This is a genomic window from Chryseobacterium indologenes, from assembly GCA_016025055.1.
GTDB lineage: Bacteria > Bacteroidota > Bacteroidia > Flavobacteriales > Weeksellaceae > Chryseobacterium > Chryseobacterium indologenes.
Genome location: CP065590.1, coordinates 1,623,402 through 1,649,967 on the forward strand (window position 1 = coordinate 1,623,402; position 26,566 = coordinate 1,649,967).

A 26,566-nucleotide genomic window follows, 5' to 3' on the forward strand; every position below is an offset into this window, starting at 1 on the left:
CAAAAAGATCTGTGAGAGCCGTCCAACATTAAAAAAATAAACTATTATGGGTTTTGTCTAGATCCCTGACTATTATGATTTACGTGATTCTTTTTTTCATTCATTTTATCCCTCATCATCCCTTCTGACTGGAACAATTTAAGAACTTTCTGACACGGTATCACTTCCTGCATTTTATCTGCATATCTTTTCCTGTTATCCAATAGCTTCTGCCCTATTTCAAAGCTTTGCTGCAACTTAGCCTTTGCCTCATCATCTGATAAAGTCTCAGGATTAAAGCCCGGATCAAATTGACTTTTTATTTGTTTCTGACTTTCGAGATACTCGTTATAAAGCTGGGTAAATTCTGCTTTGTCCCCGGGATCGATATTCAGATTATCCATGATCATGTTGTTTCGGAACTTCTTAAGGAGTTCTTTTCTTTCTTCCGGCGAAAGATTGTTGATGACCTCTTTTCTTTGCTTAGGATCCATCTTTTTCCAGTCGTAATCCGATCTTTGGGCATTCAGGCCAAAACCATAAATAATAAAAAACGTCAATACTATCTTTTTCATCTTTCTTTATTAATTATATAAATCCAAATAAACATCTTGTGTTGAGTTGCTTGCTAATTCTGCAATTTCAGTATTAGAAAACGAATCCAGATAATCATTCATTCGGGTTTCTTCTTTTCCGGTAACAGTTTTCACCGATGATGATCCTGTCATTTTTTCATTTGCATTTTCGCCTTTAACCACGTATGTAGAATTATTTTTCTGATTTTCAAATGTTTGATTATTATTTTCAACAGAAGTTAAATCAGCTTTTAAAGTTTCATAGGCGACTTCACTTTCGGTTTTTGGCTCTCCTTTGTTAACGGCGTATGCAGTCTTAGAATTCAGACTTTCTTCCACCGGATTGCTGTTATCCGAATTGAAAACATAAGTTGCACCAAAGATCAAGGCTAGTGACGCAGCGGCAGCATACATCCAGTTCAGTTTAAAGACAGGTGCTTTTTTGCTTGTCTTTATATCGTTCATAACGTTCTCCTGAATATTCTCAAACAGATTATCAGGGACTGTGTAAATGTTTTTACGCTCTAGTTTTTCTATGTTGAACTCTTTCATCTTTGTTTTGTCAAAAATTATCTTTCGTAATTTTCCTTAATATAATCTTCAATTTTTTGCTTGGCATAATGATAATTGGTCTTTAAAGTCCCTACTGACATATCTACAATTTTGGATATCTCTTCATAGGGCAAATCATCATAATACCGCATCATAAATACAAGCTTCTGCTTTTCCGGCAGGCTCTGGATGGCACTTTGCAGTAAAACCTGTATTTCTTCGGCATCTCCTTCGGTATTATCGGCTACAAGATTCTGCATATGATACTCTGCATCCTCATCGGTTTTTTTCATTTTATTCATTTTGTTGACCTGCTGCAGCGCTTCGTTGGTTGCGATTCTGTACAGCCAGGTATACAGCTGGCTATCATTTTTAAACTGATGAAAATTCTGATAAGCTTTTATAAAAGTCTCCTGCAAGGTATCCTGGGCAAGATCTCCGTCTACGATAATTCTTCTTATATGCCAGTACAATCTGCTTTGATAGGCATCCATCAAGGCACGGACACCTTTATCCTGGGTCCGTGGATTCTGCATCAACGAAATTATTTCCGTGTCCTTAATCTTCATAGGTGCCTATCACTTTTTTAGATTACAAAAGTAATTGAAAGTTAAATTATTTAATCACTTTTTAGCTTAAATATCAAAATAATATGAGACTCTTACGCAATAAACGTGCCTACGCAAAAGTTCCTGACCTTTGCTGAGTGTCTTTTTAAAAGTCGACTTAAAATCTTATCTTTGTTAGATGCAAACTGTAATAATCGGTTCCGGAAATGTAGCCTATCACATGGCTAAGGCTTTTACACGTAAAGGTATTCCTCTAGCCCAGATTTTTGGCAGGAACGAAAAAGAATTAAAAAATATTTCTGAAGAATTAAACATTCCTCATTCTATAGAATCACTGAAAGATGCAGATCTGTATATCATCTGTGTAAGTGATAATTCTGTTGAGGAGGTTTCCAAAATTATTCAGAAAAAAACTGTCTGGTTGCCCACACTTCAGGTTCTCTTCCTAAAGAAATACTGGCAGGAGAGTACAGGAAGTCAAGTTTTTATCCGCTACAGACGTTTTCAAAATCAAAAGAACTGGAGTATGAAAAGATTCCATTCTTTATTGAAGCTGAAAATGAGGAAGATAAACAATTATTATTTGAGCTTGCCTCCAGAATTTCTGAACATGTGATGGAGAGTAATCATGAGAAAAGAAAATATATTCACCTCACTGCAGTTTTTGCCTGTAACTTTGTGAATCACATGTTTTCAAGAGCTAAAGAAATTTCGGATTCACAGAATATTCCTTTTACGTATTTTTTACCCCTGATCGACGAAACCGTTCAGAAAATACATGAAATTGAGCCAAAACAGGCGCAAACGGGTCCGGCAGTAAGAAATGATGTAAGGGTCTTACAATTACATGAGCAGCTTTTACAAGGCGAAAGTCTTGATATTTATAAGATAATGAATCATTCTATTCAGAAAATGTATGAGCTATAAAGAGAAATTAAAAGATATCAAAGCCTTTGTATTTGATGTTGACGGAGTTTTCACAGACGGAAGCGTGTACCTTATGCCCGGTGGAAACATGTGCAGAGTGATGAATGTATTGGATGGCTATGCGGTTGTTAAAGCTTTAAAAAACAATTATATAATAGGCGTAATTACCGGTGGAAATGACGAAATGGTAAAGCACAGAATCAATTACCTTGGAATCCAGGATTATTATCCGAAGTCTCATAATAAAATGGCTGATTTTGAAGATTTTAAAAAGAAATATAATCTTACGAATGAAGAGATTCTGACCATGGGTGATGATCTTCCGGATATCCATATCATGGAAAATTCGGCTATTGCTGCATGCCCGGAAAATGCTGTACCGGAAGTTAAAGGTATTTCTCATTATATTTCTCCTAAAAAAGGCGGAACCGGAGCGGTACGCGATGTCATTGAGCAGGTAATGAAAGTTCAGGGAAACTGGCATGACGATAATACCCAATCTATTTAATAATTACCATGAAATTACTTTTAGCATCACAATCCCCAAGGAGAAAGGAACTTCTTTCCAGCCTTGGTTTCGACTTCGAAGTGGTAAAAATCGACTGTGAAGAAATTCTTCCGCAACACATTAAAATAGAGGAAGCGGCAGCCTATTTATCCGAATTAAAAGCAGATACCTTCAGATCCTTAACAGACGGTGAAGTTTTACTTACTGCGGACACGGTAGTGGCTATTGATAATCAGATCCTCGGAAAGCCTACAGATGCTGATAATGCGTTTGCAATGCTCCGAAATCTTTCAGGAAAAACCCATCAGGTATATACGGGAATTTCGATCAAGACTGTGGATAAAATATATACGCAGACCGATGTTGCAGAGGTGACTTTTGATGAAATCACCGATGATGAAGCCGCCTTTTATATTCAAAATTATAAGCCTTTCGATAAAGCAGGAAGCTATGGTATTCAGGAATGGTTGGGAATGGCAAAAATCACAAAAATGAACGGAAGTTTTTATACCATTATGGGGCTTCCGACACATCTGGTCTACAAAACTCTCAAAGAAATCTCCGAGGTTTAATCATCACTGAGGTTTCTTCTGAAAAATTAAGAAAAAATATAAATGTATCCGGAAGAAATATAAATATTATTCATTATAAAATTTTATTATTTTTACAAAATTATCAAACTGCTGATAATAAAAAGCAGATTAGCTAGTTATATTGAATAATGAAAAAGAATATTTTGTTCCTTCTGGTCATATGCATTGTTGCTTCTTGTGCTACTAAGACAAAGAAGCCGGAGCAGCGATCCAAGTTACTGAAAGGATTTTCCACATATTACAACACGCTTTTTAATGCTAAAGATGCATTAAATAACGAGTTTACGAACCGTGATAAAGAACATAAAGATAATTTTTATGCTCCATATATCTCTATTCTTACCTTTGAAGAGCAACCTTTGGGAAGTGACCTCGGACAATCTGCTGCTTTTGCGGAGAATTCGATGAAGATGGCTGAAGTTGCCAATAAACCTACGGGGAGAGGAAATTCCGGAGTACCTAATATTCCGGGAGTGCCAGGTCTAAACAATAATGGACAGGGCACACAGGACGGAGATCAGGGCGCAACGAAAGGCGCAACCACACTGGAAATTGCAGAAGCGAAAGCTATGAAAGCCATCAACAAATACTCGGTGACCAGAAACGGAGAGGAGAAAAACAAACAGATCTTTGATGCCTACATTATTCTTGCGCAGTCAAGAATTTACCAGAATAAACCTTTGCAGGCCCTTGATGCCCTCAATTATGTCTTTACACACATGAAAGATGACAAAAGGGTTCCGTTAGCAAGAATATATCAGGGAGTTGCTTACGACAAAATTAAAGATTACCATAGGGCTCACGAAACTTTTGCCAAACTAAAAGGAGAAAATATAAATAAAAGCTACGCAAAACTGCTAAGTATTTATTATTCCGAATCTCTATTGGACGCGGGGAAAAAAGAAGAGGCTGCCAAAGAACTGGATGCTGCCTTTGAATTGAACTCCGACAGAAAACTGAAAAGCAGGATCGCTTATTTAAGAGGACAGGTAGCAGAAAACCTTGGCCAGAATGATAAGGCGAGAGAAAGTTATACTGCCGCTTACAAGTACGCCAATGACTTTGAATTTGAAGTAAAGTCTCAAATCGCTATTGCCAAAACCTTCAACGGGAAAGGAGACTACAACGGGGCAAAAAACTATCTGGAAGGAATCAGTAAAAAAGGAACGTATGCTTCCAGAAAAAACGAATTTTACTATGCGCTGGGACTCATGGCTAATAAAGCCGGGAAAAAGGACGAGGCGCAGGATTTTTTCAGAAAATCTTTATTTGAAAAAGTATCTGACCCACAAATTCGCGGATTAGCTTATTATGAAATCGGGAAAAGCTACCTTGATAAAAATGATTACATCGGTGCCGGCACCTACTATGACTCTGCACTTGCTGTAATGACCTATGAGCCTTCTAAAATCCTGTTAAAAGATCAGTCTGAATACATCAAAAAGATTTCTAAAAATTATTACCTGATCAAGAAGAATGACAGTATTCTTTCTCTGGCAAAAATGAACGACAGTCAAAGAACCGATTTCTTTGCAAAATACATTACAAAGCTTAAAGCGAAGGAAGAAAAAGAAGAGCTGGAAAGAAGGCGTGCGGAAAGAAGTAAAGGTTTTGATACCGGAGATTATAATGCCAATTCACTTTTTGCAAAAAGCGGTAATGCATTTGAAGATTTTGGGATCACCACCAAAGGCTTTTATTTCGGCAATACGGGAACTGTAAGTAAGGGAACCTCTACCTTTAAACAGGTATGGGGAGAACGGGCTCTTTCCGATAACTGGCGTTATTCCAAAAAAATGGCTACCATTGAGGATATGAAAAATGAAGCTTTGGGAGTCACTTCCGCACCGAATCCGAGACGTTTCGAACCCGCTTACTATATTGAGCAGATTCCTACCGATCAGGGAAAATTAAGCCAGCTAAAAAAGGACAGAGACACCGCTTCTCTTGGCTTGGGTATTATGTATCAAAATTATTTTACCAATACTCCCCTTGCGACTAAAACTTTATATGATCTTGTAGATGTGCGACCGGAAGAAAAGGTAATGCTTCAGGCTTTATATGAAATTTTTGCGATGAATTATGAGAAAAATCCACAAGCCTCGGATCGCGCGAAGCAAATCCTTCTGGCAGATTATCCGTATACTTCCTATGCTGAATTTGCAAGAAATCCTAAAAATAAATCTTTTGTAAAATCTACTGTAGAAGTCGAAAATGAATATAAAAGAGCCTACGCTCTCTATGAGTCGGAAAAATTCGGGGAAAGTAAGCAGGTAATAGACGAAACCCTCCAGAAATATCCAAAAGATGCTCTGGTGCCTAAGCTAAATTTATTGAATGCATTTAATGTTGGTAAATCGAGCGGAAAGGAAGTGATGATATTACAACTGGAACAAATTGCCCTCAATTATTCTAAAACTCCTGAAGGAGCAAGGGCCAAGGAAATGCTCAATTACCTCAAAAGTGATCTGAGTTTCCAGGCAACAGATAATAAGGGGAATGCCATCCCGCAGCAGCCTGGAATGCCTGCGCAGCCAAACCAATATCAGCAGGGGAATAATAATGGTTCTCAAATGAACAACAACGTACCACAACAACCGGGGCCACAAACAAATATGCAGGTCGCAGAGCTTGATCCTCAACAGACGCAAAATAACAATCAGCAAAAGCAGAAGCCGAAAAAACCTAACAACTCAAATGCTCCTGCCAAGCCTCAATAAAGCAAAAAGCGAAGATATACTCTTCGCTTTTTTATTTGTATCGGTTACAATATCCTATGGCTTTTTCTTCACCCCATGAAAATCTTTTAAATAAAAAGGTTCAAAATAGGCCATATCCTCCACTTCCCCACTCCGGATTTTTTCAAGGGTCTTCTTGATTAAATATTGTGCAGAAGGAAAAACATCCTCTTTAAAATCAGCGTCAGGAAGCTGCAGAATTTCTCTTGCTTTCTTCGCTCCATCTCCAACAAAGATTACTTTTTTATCTTTGAATTCTTCAAAAGACCTTTCATCAAGAATTTTCGCTTCTGTTGCTGAAAGCTCACTCCCTGTCTGACCGTCATAAACGGCCGTATAAACCTCCATTCTTCTGGCATCGATCAATGGAACAATAAAATCATAGTTATTGCCTAAAAAAGGCTCTATCATGCTCTCCAGAGAATTCACCGCCACCAATGGAACTTTCAATCCATAGCAGAATCCTTTGGCAGACGCTGCACCAATTCTTAACCCTGTATAGGAACCCGGTCCTTTACCTAATGAAACGGCTTCAATTTCCTTAAGTGAAATTCCTGCTCCTTCAAGAGCCCATTCCACATAGGTATGAAGACTTTCTGACTGTTTATAGTTTTCAGAAACTTCTTCACAAAGGCACAATAACGTTTCATTATCTGATACTGCTACTGAACAGTTTTTTGAAGAGGTTTCGAGATATAGAATTTTCATTTTTTTATTTTAAGCTAAATTGCAAAAAGCAAAATCACATTAATACCCTGCAAATTTAATCCATTATTTCGGACTATTTTCTATAAATCGTTCTCGGCTCCGCCTGAGCACTCGGATAGATTGTCATATCTGAAATGGTGACATGCTTCGGAGCGTTGATACAATACGCAATTGCATCTGCAATATCTTCTGCTTTTAAGGGTTCGTATCCTGCGTACACATTGGCTGCCTTTTCACTGTCGCCCTTGAACCTTACCATAGAGAAATCTGTCTCCACCGCACCAGGCTGAATATTGGTCACTTTGATTCCAAATTCTGTGAGCTCCAGACGCATTCCTTCAGAAATAACGTCAACTGCCTTTTTGGTAGCACAGTATACTACTCCATTCGCATAGGTTTGTCTTGCAGCTACAGAACTGATGTTTATAACATGACCTAAGTTTTTAGTTTTCATACCAGGGATAATCATTTTGGAAACATACAAAAGTCCTTTTACATTGCCGTCGATCATAGAATCCCAATCATCGGTCTTGCCAGCTGACAACGGATCTAATCCATGAGCATTCCCAGCATTATTTATCAGAACGTCAATATCTTTCCAGTTTTCAGGTAGTGAATTTACAGCTGCTTCAACCTCTTCAAGGTTTCTAACATCAAAAGATAAACTAAATATTTCGGTATAATGAGATAGCTCTGTTTTCAAGGATTCCAATACCTCAATTCTTCTTCCACAAAGGATGATCCTGTTTCCTTGTCTGGCTAATAATTCTGCGGTGGATTTTCCTATTCCGGAAGTCGCTCCGGTGATTAATATTGTTTTCATAAAATCAATTATTTACTATAACAATGTATCAGTTTAAGGATTTATCAATGTTGATATTTTTTGTTACACTAATACTCTGCTAAACTGATACAACAATTATTTTGTTTTTAGAGTCAATTGGCATCCAATGCCTGAAAAGCATCAGATATATGATTGATGATTAAGTTTCTGTTTTCATCAGGAAGAACGGAAATGATATCAAATCTTACTTCGTTATCCCTGTTAAATTCTTCCATATAGTGGTTAGCAGCCAAAACAACAGATCTGATTTTCGTTTTGGTAACGGCTTCCTGGGGTAAAATAAAAGCATCTGTGGATCTCGCCTTTACTTCCGTAATGATAATGAGATCATCTTTTTCAGCAATAATATCGATCTCTGCCTTCTGAAAACGAAAGTTTCTGGCCACGATGGTATAACCGTTTTTCTGAAGATAATCGGCAGCCATATCTTCTGCCATTTTCCCAAAGTCATTATGATCAGCCATACTTTTGAGTGTGAGATTGTGAAAGTAGGAGAGTGCTAGAACTCGATCTTTACCTTAGGACCAACTTGAATTTTCGCTGTTCCACCAATAATGAGAGGTCGGTTGTCTTTAATATGTCCGTTTGGAAAACCAAACAATGCCGGGAATTTATATTTTGAAATTCTCTCAGAGATCAGTTTATAGGCAAATTCATCAAAGCTTGCCTCGTAATCCTTGTTGTCTTTCTCATCGCCCATGTTCGTCATTCCTCCAACGATAAGTCCTTTTATCTTTTTGAAAACACCGGCCAGCTCAAGACTCATAATCATACGGTCCAACGCATAAAAGTTTTCACCGATATCTTCAATAAATAAGATTTTATCTTTACACTCAAAAGAGTAGGAGGTACCCAGCAGCGCATAAATAAGCGCTAAATTCCCTCCAACAACTTCGCCCTCAATTCTACCTTTTTTATTAAATTGGTGAGATTGTAAGCTGTATTCGGGGGCTTTACCTTGTAAGATATCAAAGATAAGATTGTAGCTATCGTCAGTAACCCCGAAGCTTGAGGTTTTTATGGTTTGCCCATGAATGGAAGCAAAACCTTTTTTCAACAGATAGCTCTGGATAACGGTATTATCAGAATATCCGATATACCATTTCGGATTTTCAGTAAAGTTTTTCAATTTCAGGTGCTGAACAAGATGCTGACAACCATAACCTCCTCTGGAAGCCCAGACCGCACTGATCTCTTTATCATTTAAAGCCCAATTGATATCTTTTATTCTTTCCTGTTCTGTTCCGGCATAATTATATCCATTTGAAAATTTACTGTAAAGGTGCTCTCCTAAGACAGGCTCAAATCCTCTACTTTTTATCATATTAATGCCTTTTTCCAGCTGAGAAGGATCAACAGCTCCTGCAGGCGAAATAACGGCAATTTTAGCCCCCTTTTTAATGGGTTTCGGAAAGATTATTTTTTTCATTTTGTTTTTGGTATTTTACTTCTTTTTTCTCGGCTTCTTCCAGTCGTCTGTCAAACTGATTGAATTTTTTGAAACTCTGTAAGAAAATAAAGAAACTGAAAATAATAAGAATGACACCAACAACTCTTCTGATCTGGTTGGCCAGTTTCTGGGTAAGTTTATCATGGAATTGTTTGGCAAGAAATATTTTCGCGAGGTCAATACAAAGGTAGGTTCCGATCACAATTCCTATGTATAAAATAAAACTGCTGGTGTCCGGATATTGATTCCTTACGGAAATTACCGTTACCAGCCAGAAAAGGATGACTCCAACATTTAAAAGATTAAAGAAAAACCCGTTGAAAAAAGTTTTAATATAATTCTGGCTTATGATCTTATCTTCACCGGGCATATGCATTTTCGTTTTGGTGACCAGCATTACAATTCCGTACACAAAAATAAGGATAGAGGTGATCCTGTAAAAGCCCGGGTGTTTATCTATTAAGGTGACAATATCTGCACTGGCATAATAGGCTGCAACAATGCACAGTAAGTCTGCAGTGATAACTCCCAGATCCAGTGACAAGGCATGTTTCGGGCCTCGGGAAAAGCTGGTTTCAATCAGAAGGAAAAAAATAGGTCCTATAAAAACCAGACTCAGCATGAATCCTAATATGACGGCAGAAAGTACAAGTTCAAGCATTTATTATATTTTAAAATGAAGAAAACTTCATTTCGGTTAATACAAAGTTATACTTTATGATTTAATTATTCAATAAAGATGTGATATATCAACTTTATTTCACTTGAGTTTTGGGTAAGATAATATAAGGAAAAAAGAATTCAGGCTGATATAAAAGCAAAGAGATTATTTCATTACGAAATAACCTCTTTCTATTTTATTTTAGTCTCTGACTTATTAAACAATTTTAAAATCAAGCTGCTTTTGAATCAAATTGGCTTTTACCACCTTGATCTGAACCTGATCGCCCAACTGGTATTTATTTCCATGTCTTACTCCATATACCGCATGGGTTTTGGCATCATACATATAAGAATCGTCTACCAGATCTCTTAATTTAATAAGACCTTCTGCGCCATTTTCAGGGATCTCTACCCAGAAACCGAATTCTGCGACTCCGGAAATCACTCCCGTAAAAGTCTCACCCAAATGTTTTTCCATGAATTTCACCTGCATAAACTTGATAGAATCCCTTTCTGCATCCGCAGCCAGCCTTTCCATAGCACTGCAATGTTTTGCTTTTTCTTCAAGTTCCTGTTTCGCCGGAGATTTTCCTCCATCCAGATAATGCTGAAGAAGACGGTGTGCAATCAAATCCGGATAACGACGGATAGGAGAGGTGAAGTGACTGTAATACTCAAAACCAAGACCATAGTGTCCGATTGGTTCTGTAGAATACACTGCCTTACTCATACTTCTCATCGCGAGTGTTTCAATCATATTCTCTTCGCCTTTACCTTTTACATCATGAAGTAGTTTATTCAAAGATTCTGCAACCTTTTTGGTATTCGCCAGGTCCATTTTATATCCGAAAGTAGACACAAAGTCTCTTAATGCCTCCAGTTTTGCCGGATCCGGATCATCGTGAACCCTGTAGATAAAGGTGTTATTGGTGATCTCACCTTTTTGCTGAGCGAGACAAATTCAGAAACTTTTTTATTAGCTAGAAGCATGAACTCCTCAATCAGGTGGTTAGAATCTTTACTTATTTTAAAGTACACTCCAATCGGTTCACTATTTTCATCAAGATTGAATCTTACTTCACTTCTGTCAAATGTAATAGCGCCTTTTCTGATACGTTCATTACGCATAATTTTGGCCAGCCTGTCAAGTGTATTGATCTCGTCAACCAAATCTCCCTGGCCTGTTTCAATACGTTCCTGTGCTTCTTCATAAGTAAACCTTCTGTCAGAGTGAATTACCGTTCTTCCAAACCATTGTTTCTGGATTTCCGCCTGATCATTCAGTTCAAAAACGGCTGAAAAAGTATATTTATCTTCATTGGGACGAAGAGAGCAAACATCATTACTCAGCACCTCCGGCAACATAGGTACAACCCTGTCCACCAAATATACTGATGTAGCCCTCTGATACGCTTCATCATCCAGAATTGTTCCCGGAACCACATAATGTGATACATCGGCAATGTGAACTCCGATCTCCCAGTTTCCGTTTTCCAGTTTTCTTATTGATAAGGCGTCATCAAAGTCTTTCGCATCTTTCGGGTCGATGGTAAATGTACAGATATCACGCATATCCCAACGTTTTGCGACTTCTTCATCCGTGATACTTCTGTCGATTTTATCTGCATCCAATTCAACTTCCTGAGGAAACTCGTACGGAAGTCCATATTCAGCAAGAATAGAGTGGATTTCCGTTTCGTGTTCTCCCGGAGCACCCAGTACCTGGGTGATTTCACCTTCAGGATTCTTATCACCGGGCTTCCATTCGGTCATTTTTACAATAACCTTATCACCATCTTCAGCATTATTAAATTTTGTTTTTGGAATAAAAATATCTGTATTGATCGATTTTTTATCACAAACAACAAAGCCGAAATCTTTATGAGCAACCTTCTGGAAAGTTCCTACAAACTCCGTTCTTGTTCTTTCCAACACTTCCAAAACAGAGCCTTCCAGTTTCTTTCCTTTATAATGATAAGTTATAATAAGAACCTTGTCACCCTGAAGAGCATCTTTTACATTTTTAGCATGAATGAAGATGTCATCCTCCACGCCTTCCACGCTGACATAAGCATTACCACTTTGATTGAAATCGATAATTCCGGTTAATGTTCCCGCAATTTTCAAATTCACAATATATTTACCTTTTTCTACTTCTTTGATTTTTTCCGAACCCTGAAGTTTATGCAGTGCCTGGATCACAAGTTCCCTTTGTCTTGGGTTCTTATAATCGATCCCGTCAGCGATCTGTTTATAGTTATAAATTTTAGATGAATTTGCATTCATAAATCGGAGAATCAATCTTCCGATTTCCATTAGTTTCAAATCATTTTTATGACTTATATATTTTTTTTTTTTTGGCATTTTTAATTTTTTTACATTGTTTCGGGGTAATCAAAATAACCCCACTTTACATTTTTTCCCAATATAATAATATAAAGGTAATTTAATTTTTTTATTTAAATTGTTATCGTAAATCATCAGCAATATTCTTGCTATCTACTTATAACGGGAGCTTTAGTTTTGTATAAATTTACTACAAATCCGGAGAAGAAAAGAGAAAAACCTTCTATTAAAATATCTTTACATTTAAAGAAGGACTTAAGAGAATAATAGACTGTACTTTCTATTTGGACAATGCAAATGTACGAATAAAAAATAAATAAGGCTTGTAATACGATTTACAAGCCTTAGTATATTCAATATTTAGCAAACTGCAATTTTATCAACCCTGTTCTGATGTCTGCCACCCTCGAAATTGGTTGAAAGAAATTTGTCTACAATTTCGATGGCCAGTTCTTTTGATATAAACCTGGCCGGCATTGATATCATATTGGCATCATTATGCTGTCTTGCCAATGTTGCAATCTCAGGCATCCAGCAAAGAGCACATCTTATTTTCTGATGTTTGTTCGCTGTGATCTGAACGCCGTTTCCGCTTCCACAGATCAAAATGCCGAGTTCATTTTCTCCGTTTTCCACAGATGTTGCAGCAGGGTGTACAAAGTCCGGATAATCCACAGAGTTTGTGGAAAACGTTCCAAAATCCTGAACTTCAAAACGTTCTGAAAGGTAGTTTTTAACAATCTCCTTATATTCATAGCCTGCATGGTCTGCCGCGATAGCAATTTTTCTTTTCATAATACTTGTATTAAGCCTTTTTAGATTTTATTTCCTTACAAAGGTAAGAATAATAACAATTGGTGTTAGTAAACCGGGGATTAATTGTGAAAAGCAGTGTTAGTAAGTGTGGAAAACTTTTCTCAACTTTCTATTTTTAAACTTCAAATTATTTTGTAATAGAAAACCTTTCCGGAATTTTTAACCACAACTTTCAAGATCTTTTCTTCAGCTATCCCCAGGCTTTTCCATAATAAAATAACTAATAATGCTAATCCGGCAAACTTATCAACAATTGTTAATAAGTACGTGAATAAGCAGGTTTACAATGATTTATAATGTGAGTTAATTATGAATTGAGTAAGAGTTGAGTATTATAAACTTTAAGAGCAAAACTTATCCCCGAAACTAACAATACATAACAACAACAGCATTATTCTTTTTTTAAAGAGATCAATTTTGTTGATTATTGAGTGATTGGGTTCGGGGAAAGTTTTTGAAAACTTTTATTTTAATCAATCTGTTGAAAAAGTTTAAAACCTTACATTTGTGAAACGAAAATTCAAAGAAATGTATGGAAATCGCTGATGCTGAAAAATCCTGAAAAGGAATAAAATGTTTGGGGCCGCGGTGCCATATGATTTTGAAAAAAATAAATCTACATATGAAAACAATCAATGATTTTAATTTTAGAGACAAGAAAGCTCTGGTAAGAGTGGACTTTAATGTTCCGCAGGATGATCAATTCAAAGTAACCGATAATACAAGAATCGTAGCCGTGAAACCTACGGTTGAGAAAATTCTTAAAGATGGTGGTTCCGTTATCTTGATGACGCATCTTGGAAGACCGAAAGGTGAGGTGAAGGATGAGTTTTCTCTTAAGCATATTGCAGGTGAAGTTTCTGCTGTTCTTGGCCAGGAAGTTAAATTTGTTGATGAATGTGTAGGTGAGAAAGCTGAACAAGCTGCTTCTGATTTGAAACCGGGTGAAATCCTGTTGTTGGAAAATGTACGTTTCCACAATGAAGAAGAAAAAGGTGATGAAGGCTTTGCTGAGCAATTGTCAAAATTGGGAGATGCTTATGTAAATGATGCTTTCGGAACTGCTCACAGGGCACATGCTTCAACTGCTGTAATTGCTAAGTTCTTTCCTTCAACTAAATTTTTCGGTTTACTAATGGAAAAAGAGTTGAAAGCAATCGATAAAGTGTTAAAAAGCGGAGAAAGGCCGGTTACAGCTATTCTGGGTGGGTCTAAAGTATCAACTAAAATTACCATTATAGAAAATATACTTCCTGCTGTTGACAATCTGATTATCGGAGGAGGCATGGCTTTTACCTTTATTAAGGCGTTAGGTGGAAAAATCGGGAACTCTTTAGTAGAAGAGGATAAGCTTCCGTTGGCTTTGGAAATTTTAGGAAAGGCAAAAGAACATAAAGTAAAGGTATATCTTCCTTCAGATGCGATCATCGCTGAAAGTTTTAGTAATGACGGTGAAAGAAAAGAAGCTGATATTTATGCTATCCCTGAAGGATGGATGGGATTGGATGCTGGCCACAAATCAAGAGATCAGTTCAATGACGTGCTATTAAACTCAAGAACAATACTTTGGAATGGTCCGATCGGTGTTTTTGAAATGTCAAATTTTGCAGGTGGTACTGTGGCATTAGGTGAAAGTATTGCTGAAGCAACCAGATTAGGCGCTTTCTCTTTAGTAGGAGGAGGAGATAGTGTTGCTTTTGTTAAACAATTCGGGTATGCAGATCAGGTAAGTTATGTTTCTACCGGTGGTGGAGCAATGCTTGAAAGTCTTGAAGGACTTGAACTTCCCGGAGTAGCAGCCATTAATAATTAATACAGTTATTTCTATAAAAAAACCTGCTAATTTTATTAGCAGGTTTTTTTAATTTTCTAACCTTTTTTCCAAGATTTGAAACAGCTGATTTCTGTTTTTTTTATCTAATCATCCTTCTCATACGCAGAAATCTTATATGGATTTTCGGTACAATTGTTTAAATTTCACGTTTAGTAAAATTATTGATTTTTTACTATTTTGGGCTATAATTTATGATTTACTAAATTGGCGATAGTTTGTTTACAAAACCGATTATTTAGTATTTTACTATATTTGTCACGAATAACGTAATATGCATGTTTTCAATAGATGAATTTTTGCATCGTATTATCATACGAGCTTCATACATTTTCTGTAATATTTGGGTTTTACTTACCATGAAATTTACATCGTTTTCATCTTGTTATAATAAAAAGTTATAACATTTGTTAGTCAATGCTTTATAAAATTTTTTTAAAAACTTAGATTACACCTGATAAATTCTGGCTTTTTCAAGTGGATTCCGGTTATAGTCGGTATGCTTTTTCTTATTATTTTTTAACTTCTCCTGGCAGGCGAGCCTCACGATCTTCGGTTTTTTATATATTATTTAGCAAGGGTTACTTATCTGAAAATTCTATTTTAGAACAATATAATTTTTGCGGTGAGGGTAGGAGTGGCAAAAAATTTTCCTTTCTCATTTTTTATAATTCAATTTTTTCAAGCGGAACTTTAAGACTATGATCTTAACGGATAAATTATTTTTGAACTTTTCGAAAGTTTGTTTAATAGAGTAGCCTTCGCTTGTCTGTTGTAAAAATTTCTTAGTCTTATATTTTTTAGCGTTGGTAAAAAGCGAGTGAACGATAATTTAAAGTTCAATGTTCTTGCCCCGGAAAACGACTGGAAGAAATGGTTGTTTTTTAAACAAGTTATTTTTAGTTTGAAATCTGTTTGATCTCTTCAAGGTTGTCTGGATGTAGTTTTGAACAATTTGTTTTTTTACAAATTTATTTTCTGAACGAGTGTATCAATTTTGTCAATAGTATTTTTCAAAAAAAGTAGGGTAGGGGAGTTCTTTATAAATTATTCTATCATTTTAAAATTTTTTGTCCAGGATTAAAAATATTTTTAAATATTCTATTCATATGAAATAAAAAAACTCAGGAGATTTTCCTGAGTTTTTACAATTTTTCTTTAAAAATGCTGAAATCCGACCTTCATAAATGCCTCAAAAATCGATTTTCTATCTTTTTTCGATAATATATATCAAACTCGAAAATTCCGACGAAAAAACAGCTTTTATGTTCGAAATCGTTCCGTAGATGGTTGCTTTAAGCCAAAACAGCGGTGATTTTTTATATTTTTCGCTCAGCATAGAGATGTAATACGAATCAAGTACCAATGGTTTAATTTTTCTCATTTTCCAATCCGGATTCTTTGAAATTAAATTTTCCATTCCCTTTTTTGAAAAATGATAGACATGTCTTGGAACATCATAGGCAGCCCAATATTCTTTATAATGTTTGGCATCATAAGAAGTAGGGTTGGGAACTGCTATCACGAGAAGTCCTTTTTCTTTTAATTTCTCATGAAATTTCATTAACATTTCATCCTGGTTCTCTATATGTTCAAATACGTGCCATAAAGTGATTGCATCTAAACTTTCATTTTCTATTTTTTGAATATCATTCAGAATTTTTGCTTTTCTGATTTTGCCTTCTGCTGCTTTTCTAGCATCGGCATCAGGTTCAAAGCCGAAAGTTTCAAAATCATTTTCTATATATTTTACAAACTCTCCGGCACCACATCCATAATCCAATACTCTGGATCCGTTTTTGATCCTGTCGACCAATATATTTTTCTTGTATTGCAGATTGAAAGATTGTAGAAACTTATATAGTTTTTCTTTAAAGCTTCCTGAATCCTGATGGTGAGAAATGTAATCTTCGCTTTCGTAATATTTGGAAATATCAGATGGGATAGGGGTGGTTTTGTAGACACCTTTTGTTTCTGTTTCTTTAATTTCAAATATTTCCTGTGAAAGAAAATGATCTTTTATTTTCATTGATGTCGAAATCTATTATATTTAAAAATTAAGATATTTACAGGTTTGTATTAAGCTCGTAAATACCTTAATTTTCGTTTTATTTTTTGTGATGTTTCACGTGAAACATTTTCTTTTTAACGTCCTAAAAACACCAGTAAAACGTTAATATCAGCCGGCGAAACTCCGCTTATTCTCCCTGCTTGTGCTATAGTCTTTGGACGTACGTTCGACATCTTCTGTTTTGCTTCTGCAGAAAGGCTTGAAAGCTTTGTATAATCAAAGTCCTCGGGAATTTTAATATTCTCTAAACGGTTTAATTTGGCTACATTTTCTTTTTCCTTTTCAATATAACCTCTGTATTTGATATTGATTTCGGCCTGTTCCCGTACTTCGTCACTATATTTAGAAGAATTTTCTTTTATAAAGTCTATCTCATCCAGCTTTCCTAACGTCATATTCGGTCTTGTAAGAATCTGAGCTGCTCTGTAAGCCTGGTCTACAGGACTACTTTCAATAGATTCAAGAATAGGATTGATGATTCCCGGTTTTAAAGAGGTTTCTCGAAGAAATTCTTCAAGTGATTGGCTTTCAGATAGTTTTGATTCTACTTTTCTTAATCGTTCTTCTTTTGCAAGTCCTAATTGGAATGCTTTTTCGGTTAGTCGGATATCGGCATTGTCTTGTCTTAAAAGAAGTCTGTATTCGGCACGCGAAGTAAACATTCTGTAAGGCTCTTCAGTTCCTTTTGTAATCAAATCATCAATAAGTACTCCGATATACGCTTCATCTCTGTTGAGGATAAATTCGTCTTTTTCATGTACTTTATTATGTGCATTGATTCCTGCGATTAATCCCTGGCCCGCTGCTTCTTCATATCCGGTTGTTCCGTTGATCTGACCTGCAAAATATAAATTATCAATTAATTTTGTTTCCAGGGTATGTTTCAATTGGGTAGGAGGGAAGTAGTCGTACTCGATCGCATAACCTGGTCTGAAAACTTTTACATTTTCGAATCCTGGAATATGTTTCATTGCTTTGATCTGTACATCTTCAGGAAGAGAAGAACTGAACCCGTTCACATAAATTTCTACAGTTTTCCATCCTTCCGGTTCCACGAAAAGCTGATGTCTGTTTCTTTCTGCAAAACGGTTAATCTTATCTTCGATACTAGGACAATATCTTGGACCTAAACTTTGAATGGTTCCATTGAACATTGGGCTTCGGTCAAAACCTTCTCTTAAAATATCATGTACGGTTTCATTAGTATACACGATATGACAGCTTAATTGTTTTGTTAATTTAGGAGTATCAAGATAGCTGAACTTCTGAGGATTTTCATCACCTTTCTGTTCTTCCATTTTAGAATAATCTAAGCTTCTTCCGTCAACTCTTGGTGGAGTACCGGTTTTCATTCTTCCGGCTTCGAATCCTAAAGAGACCAATTGTTCTGTAATTCCAAAAGCTCTTGGTTCACCCATTCTTCCTCCGCCGAGTTGTTTATCGCCAACATGAATTAATCCGTTAAGGAAAGTTCCGTTCGTTAATACTACAGATTTTGCTTTGATCTCAATTCCTAAAGAAGTAACAACTCCGGTTACTTTATTATTTTCAACAATCAGTTGTTTTACCATATCCTGAAAGAAATCAAGATTGGGAGTATTCTCTAATGCCAATCGCCATTCTTCGGCAAAAAGCATTCTGTCATTTTGGGTTCTCGGGGACCACATTGCAGGACCTTTTGAAAGATTAAGCATCTTGAATTGTATCGCAGATTTGTCTGCTACAATTCCGGAATATCCTCCCATGGCATCAATCTCTCTTACGATCTGTCCTTTTGCGATTCCACCCATTGCGGGGTTGCAACTCATCTGTCCGATGGTCTGCATATTCATTGTAATGAGCAGTGTTTTGGAACCAAGATTGGCCGCAGCTGCAGCTGCTTCACAACCGGCATGTCCGGCACCTACTACAATGACGTCGTATATTTCTGAAATCATTTTTATCTCGCTTGTTAAGCTTTAAACTTTATCTTTTTTAACCAATGTTTCACGTGAAACATTTTTGGAGAATGCACTCTAAGTAAACTTGTATTGTTGCTATATCAGAGTACTTTACAATCCGGACCTTAAGTGATTATTCAATTTTAAATCGCTGAATCCCGGTATTTGGCTAAGTACAGATCCTCCATTCTTCGCATCTGTTTTTCTTCTTCTTCCGTTTTATCTTTATAGCCTGCAAGGTGTAAAATACCATGGGCTAAGACCCTTCTTACTTCTTCTTCATAATCTCGCGAGAGGGTAGAAGCGTTATCAGAAATGCGCTGCAAAGATACGAAAATCTCAGCGCTTATTGTTTTACCTTTTACATAATCAAAAGTGATAATATCGGTATAATAATCATGCTGTAAATAATCCTGATTGATCTTAAGGAGATATTCATCATCACAGAAAATATAATTGATTTCTCCTAGTTTTTTTCCTTCTGAAAGAATAAGATCTTCCAGCCATTTTTTGTAATCTGTATTTACCGACTCTGGTAAATTTTCGTAAAAGAACTGTATCATTTTTTAAAACCAGTGTCCTAATATAACACTGAATATACCTTTTTGGTTGTTTTTAAGTGAGTGGCTAAAGTTAACTTTAATCTGCCCGAAAGGGGATTTGTAACCTGCTGTAATTCCTAGTGAGCTAAAATTTACTTTAACTGCATCTTCGAATTTTATGTCGTTGGAAAGATTGGCAAAGCTAAAGTTTCCGCTGATAAAATAGTTTTTATTAAACCTGAATTGGAGATCATTTGAGGCGATTATCACATTATTAGTATGAAGCTGGGCAAAATAAAAACCACCAAAACTTCTGAAATTAATAATATTCTGTTCAAATATTCCTCCAAGCCTGTACTGGTAAAATTGGGGAAGGTTTTCTCCGATTGTTATTCCGCCAAATAAATTAAGCCGGTAAGTAAATTGCTTCCACAATGGAATGTTTATTCTAAGGTCTGCTTTTATCTGAACGATCCTTTTATCTACTTCCGATTTCAAAAGATCTATAACTTTTCCTTCAGCGGAAAAATAGACTCCTTTTGTAGGGAATTCTTTATCATCCTGCGTGTCGCTCTTCAAGAATATGTAAGGATTCAGAAAACGCCCATAACGCCTGTTATCGCCGTTATTTTCGGCTTTAAAGTAATCATGGCTTATTCCACCTCCTATGGCATACTTATCCTTCCAAATAGACTGTATATAAGCTTCATTTCTTATCCAGGTCCACTTATCGGTAACATTATTGTCTACATTTTTTAGATCAAAGCTCATTCCGGATGAATAAATACCAAATCCGGGAATATATCCGTTATCAATAAAATAGTTGAGATAATATCTGAGTTTATCTCCTACGATTATATCTGCGGAAAGATTAGAGTTTTTGAATAAAAGTCTTTTTGCTGAATAATTCAAAAGGAGGCCTGTTTTGAAAACTTCATCGTAATGTAATCCGAATTTTAAAAAATGGCGTGCATCATCTTCGGTGACATAAAGCTTTAAGTAATTGGCATCATTCTCCTGAACGATATCATAGTTAATGAACTTATAGTTGTTGGTAGCAACCAGCTTATCTACCATTTTATTGACATTGCCGTAGGTCTGAAGAGAAGGAAGACGTAGCCCCATTTTCCCTAAAACATAGTTTTTACCGTATATTTTGCTTCCTTCTATGAAAATACTGTCTATTTTATAAACATTGGAATAAATCGGGTTTACACGTTGTCTCAGGCGGTCGAAAGGACGTTTCGGCAGCTCATCCAGTATTTTGGAATATTTTAAACCTTCTGCATACCCGCTGTCGAGGATTTTTTTCTTATCATCATAGCTTGTCGCAGACATTCCTTTTAAATTCGGTTTGATATTGATATCCGTATATCTGTACTGCTTTCTGGTGTCTCTTTTTATTCCGAAATCAATGACCTGATTAAGGATTGATATAATATTGTTTAAATCTTCTCTTTTTGAAAGATCCTGATTAAGATCAACACCGATAACGATATCAATTCCTTTATCCTTTAATGGCTTTGAAGGATAATTTACCGTCATTGCTCCGTCGATATAAATGCTGTCACCAATTTTAACGGGATCCATCAACGATGGAAATGCAGAACTCGCCATGATAGACTGTACAAGATCACCTTTTTCAAAGATCTGCATATTTCCACTTTCAAGGTTGGTAGCAACGCATAGAAAGGGGATAGGCATTTTTGAAAAATCGTCAATACTGGCTACATTTTTGAAAAGTTCTTTTAAGAGATAGACGTTTCTCTGTCCGGTACTGATAGAAGAGGGAAGTGATATTTTTCCATTCTTTAATGGAATGGATAGAAGATATTTGTCTACGGATTTATTGAAAAAGCTGGCTTCCTGTCTGGATTTCGGATCCATAATCAATGAATAGAAATCGGTATCCATGACGATTTTTTCAATTTCTTTTCCCGAATATCCTGAGGCATAAAGCCCGCCGACGATAGCTCCCATACTTGTTCCGGCGATGTAATCCACTTTTACTCCTAATGAATCTAAGACTTTGAGTACTCCTACATGCGAAAAACCTTTAGCACCACCACCGGCAAGCGATAGTCCTATTTTGGGGTTTTTCGGAATCACTAAATTCTTTTTTACCTGGGATTGGATCAAAAGCAGCTGGAATACGAAAAGTAGAATCAGGAGTTTTCTCATAGTTAATCTTTTATATAAATCCGTTTCACCCGGGGTGAAATGGAGGTTAGCACTTCATAGGTTATCGTTTTGCAGTAGTCTGCGAATTCTTTTAAACTTGGCCGGGCATTGAAAACCGTCACCGTATCACCTTCTTTTACATTAGGAATATTCTCTACATTAAGCATCATCATATCCATGCAGATATTGCCAACAATGGGAGCCAATGTTTTATTGACTCCGAAGCTTCCCACCTGGTTTCCTATTAATCTTGGAATACCATCTGCATAACCTACAGGGACGGTAGCGATTTTCGTACGATGATCTGCTTTATATTTTCTGCTGTATCCTACAGATTCTCCGCTCTCAACCATTGATATCTGTGAAATTACGGTTTTAAAACTTACCACAGACTGTAATTGTTTCTGAATTTCAGAATTCGGAGATTCTCCAAGCATTCCTATACCTATTCTTACCATGTCATACTGGTGATCGGTATAGCTTGTAATTCCTGAAGAATTCAAAATATGCCGGATAGGAGCGTAACCAAGTTTCTCAATAAGATGGCTTGAATTTTTTTCAAATACTTCAAACTGTTGTAACGTAAAATCTCTTTCTTCAGGCATGTCGGAAGAAGATAAATGACTGAACAGACTCTGTACTTTCAGGTTTTTATCACTTAAAGTTTCGCTGAGCTGATCCAGTTCAAAATCTTTGAAACCAAGGCGGTGCATTCCCGTTTCAAGTTTAATGTGGATCGGATATTTCTTATCATATCCCGATCTCTGCACTGCTTCGTAGAACAATTCCAGGACTCTGAAACTGTAAATCTCCGGTTCCAGATTGTATTCAATAATCGTTTGATAGCTATGTTGCTCAGGATTCATGACAATAATAGGAGTAGTGATCCCTTTTTTACGAAGTTCTACACCTTCGTCAGCATACGCCACACCAAGGTAATCGATATGATGATGTTGAAGAAATTCTGAAACCTCATAACTTCCCAGACCGTAAGCATTGGCTTTCACCATTGCCATCATTTTGGTTCCCGGTTTTAATAATGATTTGTGATAATTTATATTATGAAGGATTGCATTGAGATTTACTTCCAGTACCGTATCGTGTTTTCTGAGCTCAAGAATATCTTTGAGCTTTTCAATTTCAAATTTACGGGCTCCTTTTAGCAGGATAATCTGGTTTTCCAGTTCGGTTAAACGTTTACTTTCTATGAGTTCTTTAGTGTCAATAAAAGTATAGGTTTCAGCTTTAAATAATTCACTGAATTTTGATATTTCGTCACCGATCAGGAATACAGAATCAAAACGCTGCTCATTGACCAGTTCGGAAACTTCTTCATACAATTCCTTAGAATTGGCATTCACTCCTAAGATATCTGTCAGCACCAATGATCTTTTAGGTTTTTTGTATTCATTTAAAAACTGCAGGGCAGTCTTCAAAGAGTCAAGATCGAGATTAAAAGAATCGTTGATGATAATATTGCCTTTAATTCCTTCGATGGATTCAAGCCTCATTTCAACGGCCTTTAAAAGGTTGATTTTTTCAACGATCTTTTTATTTTCGATATTCAATACCTTAAGGACCGTGATAAGCGCCATAGCATTGGTTAATGTCGCTTCGTCTCTTTGGTGAGCCGGAAAACTGATTTCTTCACCAAAATATTCAACGATGATGTTTTCATCTTTAGAAATATTGTTTTTGATAAAGACGTTATTGTCTTTTTGTAACCCGTAAGAAATTAATTTTCTGTCTGCGTATACATTTTTTATTTTTTGATCTACTACCGGATGGTCTCCGTTATAGATGATGACTTTTGAATCTTTGAAAAGTTTTATTTTTTCATCAATCAATTCTTCTTCGGAAGAAAAGTTGGCAGCATGGGCGTTTCCTATATGGGTCAACAATCCGATTTCAGGATGGAAAAGATTTTCAAGTTTTTCCATTTCATGCGGATGAGAAATTCCTACTTCAAAAATTCCGAGTTGGTGGGAAGTGTTAATCTGAAGAAGGGAGAGAGGCAAGCCAATCTGGGAATTAAAGCTTTTTGGGCTTTTTACCGTGGGAAATTCGTTCCATAAACATTGATACAACCATTCTTTTAAAATAGTCTTTCCGTTGCTTCCCGTAATACCGATAGATGGTAAATGAGAATTTTCGAAATGATACTTTGCTAATTTCTGAAGGAAGTCTATCGAATTTTCAACAATGATCCAGGTTACATTTTCAAACTGGGGATACTGGTGTTCTGAAATGATGACCTCTATTCCCCTGTCAATTGCAGCCTCAATAAATTTTTCTCCGGAATTTTTATGCGTATTGATGGCAATAAAAGCGGTATTTTTTATTGAATAAATAATCCTGCTGTCGTAAGCAATATTTTTGACTACTGCATCTTTATCCCCGATAATTCTGCTATGGGTAATCTCTGCAATTTGTTGTACTGTATAGTTCATTGGTGCCTTTCTGCTTTAGTTTTTATACGAAATTGCAAAAAGATAAAATTGCAAATAGGGTGTAACAGTTTATGGTTCTATTTTCCTTTTTGAAATTTTATAATCTTGCTTTTTCGTTTTTCATTTATTTAATAATTGTAATTAATATTGTTTATTATCTTCTTTTTGAAAGTACTTCATCAATAAAAACACGGCGGCTTACTGCCTCATAACTTTCGGTTTCCCCAAGTTCTACAAGGTTATCTCCCTGCGAAGTTCTCATAGAATAATTGGCAAGATTCCCTGTTCTCTTACAAATAGCATGCACTTTTGTAACATACTCTGCAGTGGCCATTAAATTGGGCATTGGCCCGAAAGGACGGCCTAGAAAATCCATATCCAATCCGGCTATTACCACTCTTATCCCGCTATTGGCAAGTTGGTTGGCAACATCAACGATGCTTTCGTCAAAAAACTGTGCCTCATCAATAGCAACTACATCACAATTGGAAGCCAACAGAAGAATTTCGTTAGGATTTTCCACTGCCGTACTGCGTATTTTGTTCTGGTTATGAGATACCACATCCTCTTCAGAATACCGGATATCCAGTTTCGGTTTAAAAATCTCTACATTCTGTCCCGCCATTTCTGCCCTCCGCAACCTTCTGATCAACTCTTCGGTTTTACCCGAAAACATAGAGCCACAGATCACTTCCATCCAACCGCTCTGTTTGGAATGATTAATTGTATTTTCTAAAAACATTTGTTAAATTAGCCGTATATTTTTAACATCAAAAGTAAGCAATTTTAATAAGAATCTTATTATGCAAAATATCCAAGATTTAAAGGAAAAGATTTTTTTTGAATCCATGAATATCATTGATAATCTGGACAAAATAAATAACGTAGACGAATTACTTTCCAAGCAAGATCTTGTGGATGAGCTTGCTAACAGGATTTCTTTTTTGAAACTCCTGGAAAAAAATATTGAGTATTTCATAACAGATGATCATCTGCATACCCATGAAAATAATCCTGTCTCATCTGTTTCCGGGGATCCGGAGCATCACCATGACCATCATCACGAAGTGACAGAGGAGGAAGCTATATTTAATAATGAACTTAATGAAATTGATGAACATGAAAATGATCATTTTGTCAATGAAACGGATGAAGAAGAGGCGGTATTTAATAACCAGCTGAATGAGATTGTTGAAAATGAATTCCATGAAAATATTGTAAGTTTTGTGGAAGAAAACTCCACAGAAAATGTACAGAAACAGTCATCTCCGAATGAAATAACGGAAGAAGAAGCTGTTTTTAATAACCAGCTCAATGAAATTGAAAACGAGCCTGTGGAAACCAATGAGGTGGTCTTTAGTTTTGTGGAAGAAGAGAAAATTCTTGCTGAGGCTCAACCCGATTCGGATGAAGACATCAACGAAGATATGTTTAATGATGAAGTAACCGAAGAAGAAGTGATATTCAATAATCAGCTGAATGAAATAGATGATGATGAAATTTCTGATCACGAAATAAAGCAGGACGGAAATGATCCAACAGTGCACAATGGTAAAGAAAATGGAGTTACAGAAAGGATTCCAAGTATTTTTGATACCGAAATGCTGGAAGATGAAATATTGATAGAAGAAGACGAAGATCAGTTTATGGTCTCAAATTCTTCCATGGAGCAGGGGGAATTGGGCACTGAAACATCCAATGTAGAAAATGTTTTGAATGAGATCAAAAATGATCATTCTACAGAAGATCAGAAGGAAGAAAGCATCCTGGCAGAAGTCTACGACAGAAGAAAAATTGTTGAAATAGACAAACCTGTTCCTGAAGAAACAGAAAAACATCCTTCTGATGAAAGCTTCGAAAATCTGGAAGCATATCAGCAGGAAAAGAAAATAAAATTATCCAATATCAAAGGATTGAAAGCTGTTCAGTCACTTTTCGATGATGATCCTTTAGAAAGAGAAATACCAAAAGAAACTCAGGAACCGGTGGCGAAAGAAGAAACCGGAAGCATCCTGAAATCGAATATTCCAACCCATCTGATGGAAGCTGACAAGCAGAAACCGGAGTTTAAACTGGATCTGAATGACAGAATTGCTTTCTCCAAAATGCTGTTTGAGGGAAGCCAGACTGATCTGAATGATACAGTGGCTCAGTTGAACCATTTTAAAACCCTGGAAGAAGCTAAAGAATACTTAAGCGATCTTTATTATGAAAGAAAATGGAGTAAAGTGGATGAATATGCTCAGAGACTTTGGATATTGGTGGAAAATAAATTCTTATAAT

20 protein-coding genes and 2 pseudogenes are annotated in these 26,566 nt (G+C 36.3%); 6 read left to right on the forward strand and 16 right to left on the reverse strand.

Annotation, left to right across the window (positions count from 1 at the left end; all coding sequences use genetic code 11):
* Positions 1-44 precede the first annotated feature (44 nt).
* Genes H3Z85_07265 through H3Z85_07275 form a run of 3 tightly spaced genes read right to left on the reverse strand, consistent with a single transcriptional unit; the run spans position 45 to position 1,675 of the window.
* Entirely contained in the window at positions 45-554 is a 510-nt protein-coding gene (locus H3Z85_07265; GenBank protein ID QPQ53154.1) for a hypothetical protein, read from the reverse strand.
* 9 nt (positions 555-563) lie between these two features.
* A complete protein-coding gene (locus tag H3Z85_07270) occupies positions 564-1,106 on the reverse strand; it encodes a hypothetical protein (protein ID QPQ53155.1) in 543 nt (180 codons plus the stop codon).
* Positions 1,107-1,123: 17 nt separating this feature from the next.
* On the reverse strand, positions 1,124-1,675 hold the full coding sequence (locus H3Z85_07275) for a sigma-70 family RNA polymerase sigma factor (protein ID QPQ53156.1): 552 nt from the start codon (positions 1,673-1,675) through the stop codon (positions 1,124-1,126).
* Positions 1,676-1,853: 178 nt separating this feature from the next.
* Here H3Z85_07275 and H3Z85_07280 point away from each other — a divergent pair.
* From H3Z85_07280 to H3Z85_07295, 4 genes and pseudogenes are all read left to right on the forward strand, one after another.
* Positions 1,854-2,602 (forward strand): annotated as a pseudogene (locus H3Z85_07280) (DUF2520 domain-containing protein).
* A complete protein-coding gene (locus H3Z85_07285; GenBank protein ID QPQ53157.1) occupies positions 2,592-3,110 on the forward strand; it encodes an HAD hydrolase family protein in 519 nt (172 codons plus the stop codon). The pseudogene H3Z85_07280 and the gene H3Z85_07285 overlap by 11 nt, the downstream one beginning before the upstream one ends.
* Before the next feature lie 8 nt (positions 3,111-3,118).
* Positions 3,119-3,682, forward strand: coding sequence for a septum formation protein Maf (maf, locus tag H3Z85_07290; protein ID QPQ53158.1), 564 nt, complete (start codon positions 3,119-3,121; stop codon positions 3,680-3,682).
* A gap of 149 nt (positions 3,683-3,831) precedes the next feature.
* A complete protein-coding gene (locus H3Z85_07295) occupies positions 3,832-6,423 on the forward strand; it encodes a tetratricopeptide repeat protein (GenBank protein QPQ53159.1) in 2,592 nt (863 codons plus the stop codon).
* Between the two features lie 54 nt (positions 6,424-6,477).
* On the opposite strand, the gene tsaB is transcribed toward H3Z85_07295, so the two are convergent.
* From tsaB to rpiB, 7 genes and pseudogenes are all read right to left on the reverse strand, one after another.
* Positions 6,478-7,149 (reverse strand): tRNA (adenosine(37)-N6)-threonylcarbamoyltransferase complex dimerization subunit type 1 TsaB, encoded by a 672-nt coding sequence (gene tsaB, locus H3Z85_07300; GenBank protein ID QPQ53160.1) that lies wholly within the window; start codon positions 7,147-7,149, stop codon positions 6,478-6,480.
* Between the two features lie 73 nt (positions 7,150-7,222).
* Positions 7,223-7,972, reverse strand: a complete 750-nt coding sequence (locus H3Z85_07305) for an SDR family NAD(P)-dependent oxidoreductase (GenBank protein ID QPQ53161.1) — start codon at positions 7,970-7,972, stop codon at positions 7,223-7,225.
* 113 nt (positions 7,973-8,085) lie between these two features.
* Entirely contained in the window at positions 8,086-8,457 is a 372-nt protein-coding gene (locus H3Z85_07310) for a YraN family protein (protein ID QPQ53162.1), read from the reverse strand.
* A 35-nt stretch (positions 8,458-8,492) separates the two neighbouring features.
* A complete protein-coding gene (locus tag H3Z85_07315) occupies positions 8,493-9,422 on the reverse strand; it encodes an LD-carboxypeptidase (GenBank protein QPQ53163.1) in 930 nt (309 codons plus the stop codon).
* Positions 9,391-10,104, reverse strand: a complete 714-nt coding sequence (locus H3Z85_07320; GenBank protein QPQ53164.1) for a LysE family transporter — start codon at positions 10,102-10,104, stop codon at positions 9,391-9,393. Before H3Z85_07320 ends, H3Z85_07315 begins: the two co-directional genes overlap by 32 nt.
* Positions 10,105-10,320: 216 nt before the next feature.
* Positions 10,321-12,470: pseudogene (gene rnr, locus H3Z85_07325) on the reverse strand (ribonuclease R).
* Between the two features lie 342 nt (positions 12,471-12,812).
* The gene (gene rpiB, locus H3Z85_07330) at positions 12,813-13,247 is read right to left on the reverse strand and encodes a ribose 5-phosphate isomerase B (GenBank protein ID QPQ53165.1); all 435 of its coding nucleotides are present in this window, start codon (positions 13,245-13,247) and stop codon (positions 12,813-12,815) included.
* 643 nt (positions 13,248-13,890) lie between these two features.
* Here rpiB and H3Z85_07335 point away from each other — a divergent pair.
* Positions 13,891-15,081 (forward strand): phosphoglycerate kinase, encoded by a 1,191-nt coding sequence (locus H3Z85_07335; GenBank protein QPQ53166.1) that lies wholly within the window; start codon positions 13,891-13,893, stop codon positions 15,079-15,081.
* 1,225 nt (positions 15,082-16,306) lie between these two features.
* Here the strand turns inward: H3Z85_07335 and H3Z85_07340 are convergent.
* From H3Z85_07340 to H3Z85_07365, 6 genes are all read right to left on the reverse strand, one after another.
* Complete coding sequence (locus H3Z85_07340; GenBank protein QPQ53167.1) at positions 16,307-17,128, reverse strand: class I SAM-dependent methyltransferase; 822 nt, start codon at positions 17,126-17,128, stop codon at positions 16,307-16,309.
* Between the two features lie 116 nt (positions 17,129-17,244).
* Positions 17,245-19,107, reverse strand: a complete 1,863-nt coding sequence (gene mnmG / locus H3Z85_07345; GenBank protein ID QPQ53168.1) for a tRNA uridine-5-carboxymethylaminomethyl(34) synthesis enzyme MnmG — start codon at positions 19,105-19,107, stop codon at positions 17,245-17,247.
* 146 nt (positions 19,108-19,253) lie between these two features.
* Positions 19,254-19,673: an rRNA maturation RNase YbeY gene (ybeY, locus tag H3Z85_07350; GenBank protein ID QPQ53169.1), complete on the reverse strand. Its 420-nt coding sequence runs from the start codon at positions 19,671-19,673 to the stop codon at positions 19,254-19,256.
* 3 nt (positions 19,674-19,676) lie between these two features.
* Positions 19,677-21,833 (reverse strand): patatin-like phospholipase family protein, encoded by a 2,157-nt coding sequence (locus tag H3Z85_07355; GenBank protein ID QPQ53170.1) that lies wholly within the window; start codon positions 21,831-21,833, stop codon positions 19,677-19,679.
* A gap of 2 nt (positions 21,834-21,835) precedes the next feature.
* Positions 21,836-24,283, reverse strand: coding sequence for a bifunctional UDP-N-acetylmuramoyl-tripeptide:D-alanyl-D-alanine ligase/alanine racemase (locus H3Z85_07360; protein ID QPQ53171.1), 2,448 nt, complete (start codon positions 24,281-24,283; stop codon positions 21,836-21,838).
* Between the two features lie 154 nt (positions 24,284-24,437).
* Positions 24,438-25,025, reverse strand: coding sequence for a thymidine kinase (locus H3Z85_07365; protein ID QPQ53172.1), 588 nt, complete (start codon positions 25,023-25,025; stop codon positions 24,438-24,440).
* A 61-nt stretch (positions 25,026-25,086) separates the two neighbouring features.
* On the opposite strand from H3Z85_07365, the gene H3Z85_07370 reads away from it, so the two are divergent.
* The gene (locus tag H3Z85_07370; GenBank protein ID QPQ53173.1) at positions 25,087-26,565 is read left to right on the forward strand and encodes a hypothetical protein; all 1,479 of its coding nucleotides are present in this window, start codon (positions 25,087-25,089) and stop codon (positions 26,563-26,565) included.
* Position 26,566 lies beyond the last annotated feature (1 nt).

Coding starts and splice junctions, on each gene's coding strand:
- H3Z85_07365 (QPQ53172.1), bottom strand. CDS start 25,025: ATGTTTTTAGAAAATACAATTAATCATTCCAAACAGAGCGGTTGGATG.
- H3Z85_07275 (QPQ53156.1), bottom strand. CDS start 1,675: ATGAAGATTAAGGACACGGAAATAATTTCGTTGATGCAGAATCCACGG.
- tsaB (QPQ53160.1), bottom strand. CDS start 7,149: ATGAAAATTCTATATCTCGAAACCTCTTCAAAAAACTGTTCAGTAGCA.
- H3Z85_07340 (QPQ53167.1), bottom strand. CDS start 17,128: ATGAAAATAAAAGATCATTTTCTTTCACAGGAAATATTTGAAATTAAA.
- H3Z85_07295 (QPQ53159.1), top strand. CDS start 3,832: ATGAAAAAGAATATTTTGTTCCTTCTGGTCATATGCATTGTTGCTTCT.
- rpiB (QPQ53165.1), bottom strand. CDS start 13,247: ATGAAAAGAAAAATTGCTATCGCGGCAGACCATGCAGGCTATGAATAT.
- H3Z85_07305 (QPQ53161.1), bottom strand. CDS start 7,972: ATGAAAACAATATTAATCACCGGAGCGACTTCCGGAATAGGAAAATCC.
- H3Z85_07285 (QPQ53157.1), top strand. CDS start 2,592: ATGAGCTATAAAGAGAAATTAAAAGATATCAAAGCCTTTGTATTTGAT.
- H3Z85_07355 (QPQ53170.1), bottom strand. CDS start 21,833: ATGAGAAAACTCCTGATTCTACTTTTCGTATTCCAGCTGCTTTTGATC.
- H3Z85_07335 (QPQ53166.1), top strand. CDS start 13,891: ATGAAAACAATCAATGATTTTAATTTTAGAGACAAGAAAGCTCTGGTA.
- H3Z85_07360 (QPQ53171.1), bottom strand. CDS start 24,283: ATGAACTATACAGTACAACAAATTGCAGAGATTACCCATAGCAGAATT.
- maf (QPQ53158.1), top strand. CDS start 3,119: ATGAAATTACTTTTAGCATCACAATCCCCAAGGAGAAAGGAACTTCTT.
- H3Z85_07270 (QPQ53155.1), bottom strand. CDS start 1,106: ATGAAAGAGTTCAACATAGAAAAACTAGAGCGTAAAAACATTTACACA.
- mnmG (QPQ53168.1), bottom strand. CDS start 19,107: ATGATTTCAGAAATATACGACGTCATTGTAGTAGGTGCCGGACATGCC.
- H3Z85_07265 (QPQ53154.1), bottom strand. CDS start 554: ATGAAAAAGATAGTATTGACGTTTTTTATTATTTATGGTTTTGGCCTG.
- ybeY (QPQ53169.1), bottom strand. CDS start 19,673: ATGATACAGTTCTTTTACGAAAATTTACCAGAGTCGGTAAATACAGAT.
- H3Z85_07315 (QPQ53163.1), bottom strand. CDS start 9,422: ATGAAAAAAATAATCTTTCCGAAACCCATTAAAAAGGGGGCTAAAATT.
- H3Z85_07310 (QPQ53162.1), bottom strand. CDS start 8,457: ATGGCTGATCATAATGACTTTGGGAAAATGGCAGAAGATATGGCTGCC.
- H3Z85_07320 (QPQ53164.1), bottom strand. CDS start 10,104: ATGCTTGAACTTGTACTTTCTGCCGTCATATTAGGATTCATGCTGAGT.
- H3Z85_07370 (QPQ53173.1), top strand. CDS start 25,087: ATGCAAAATATCCAAGATTTAAAGGAAAAGATTTTTTTTGAATCCATG.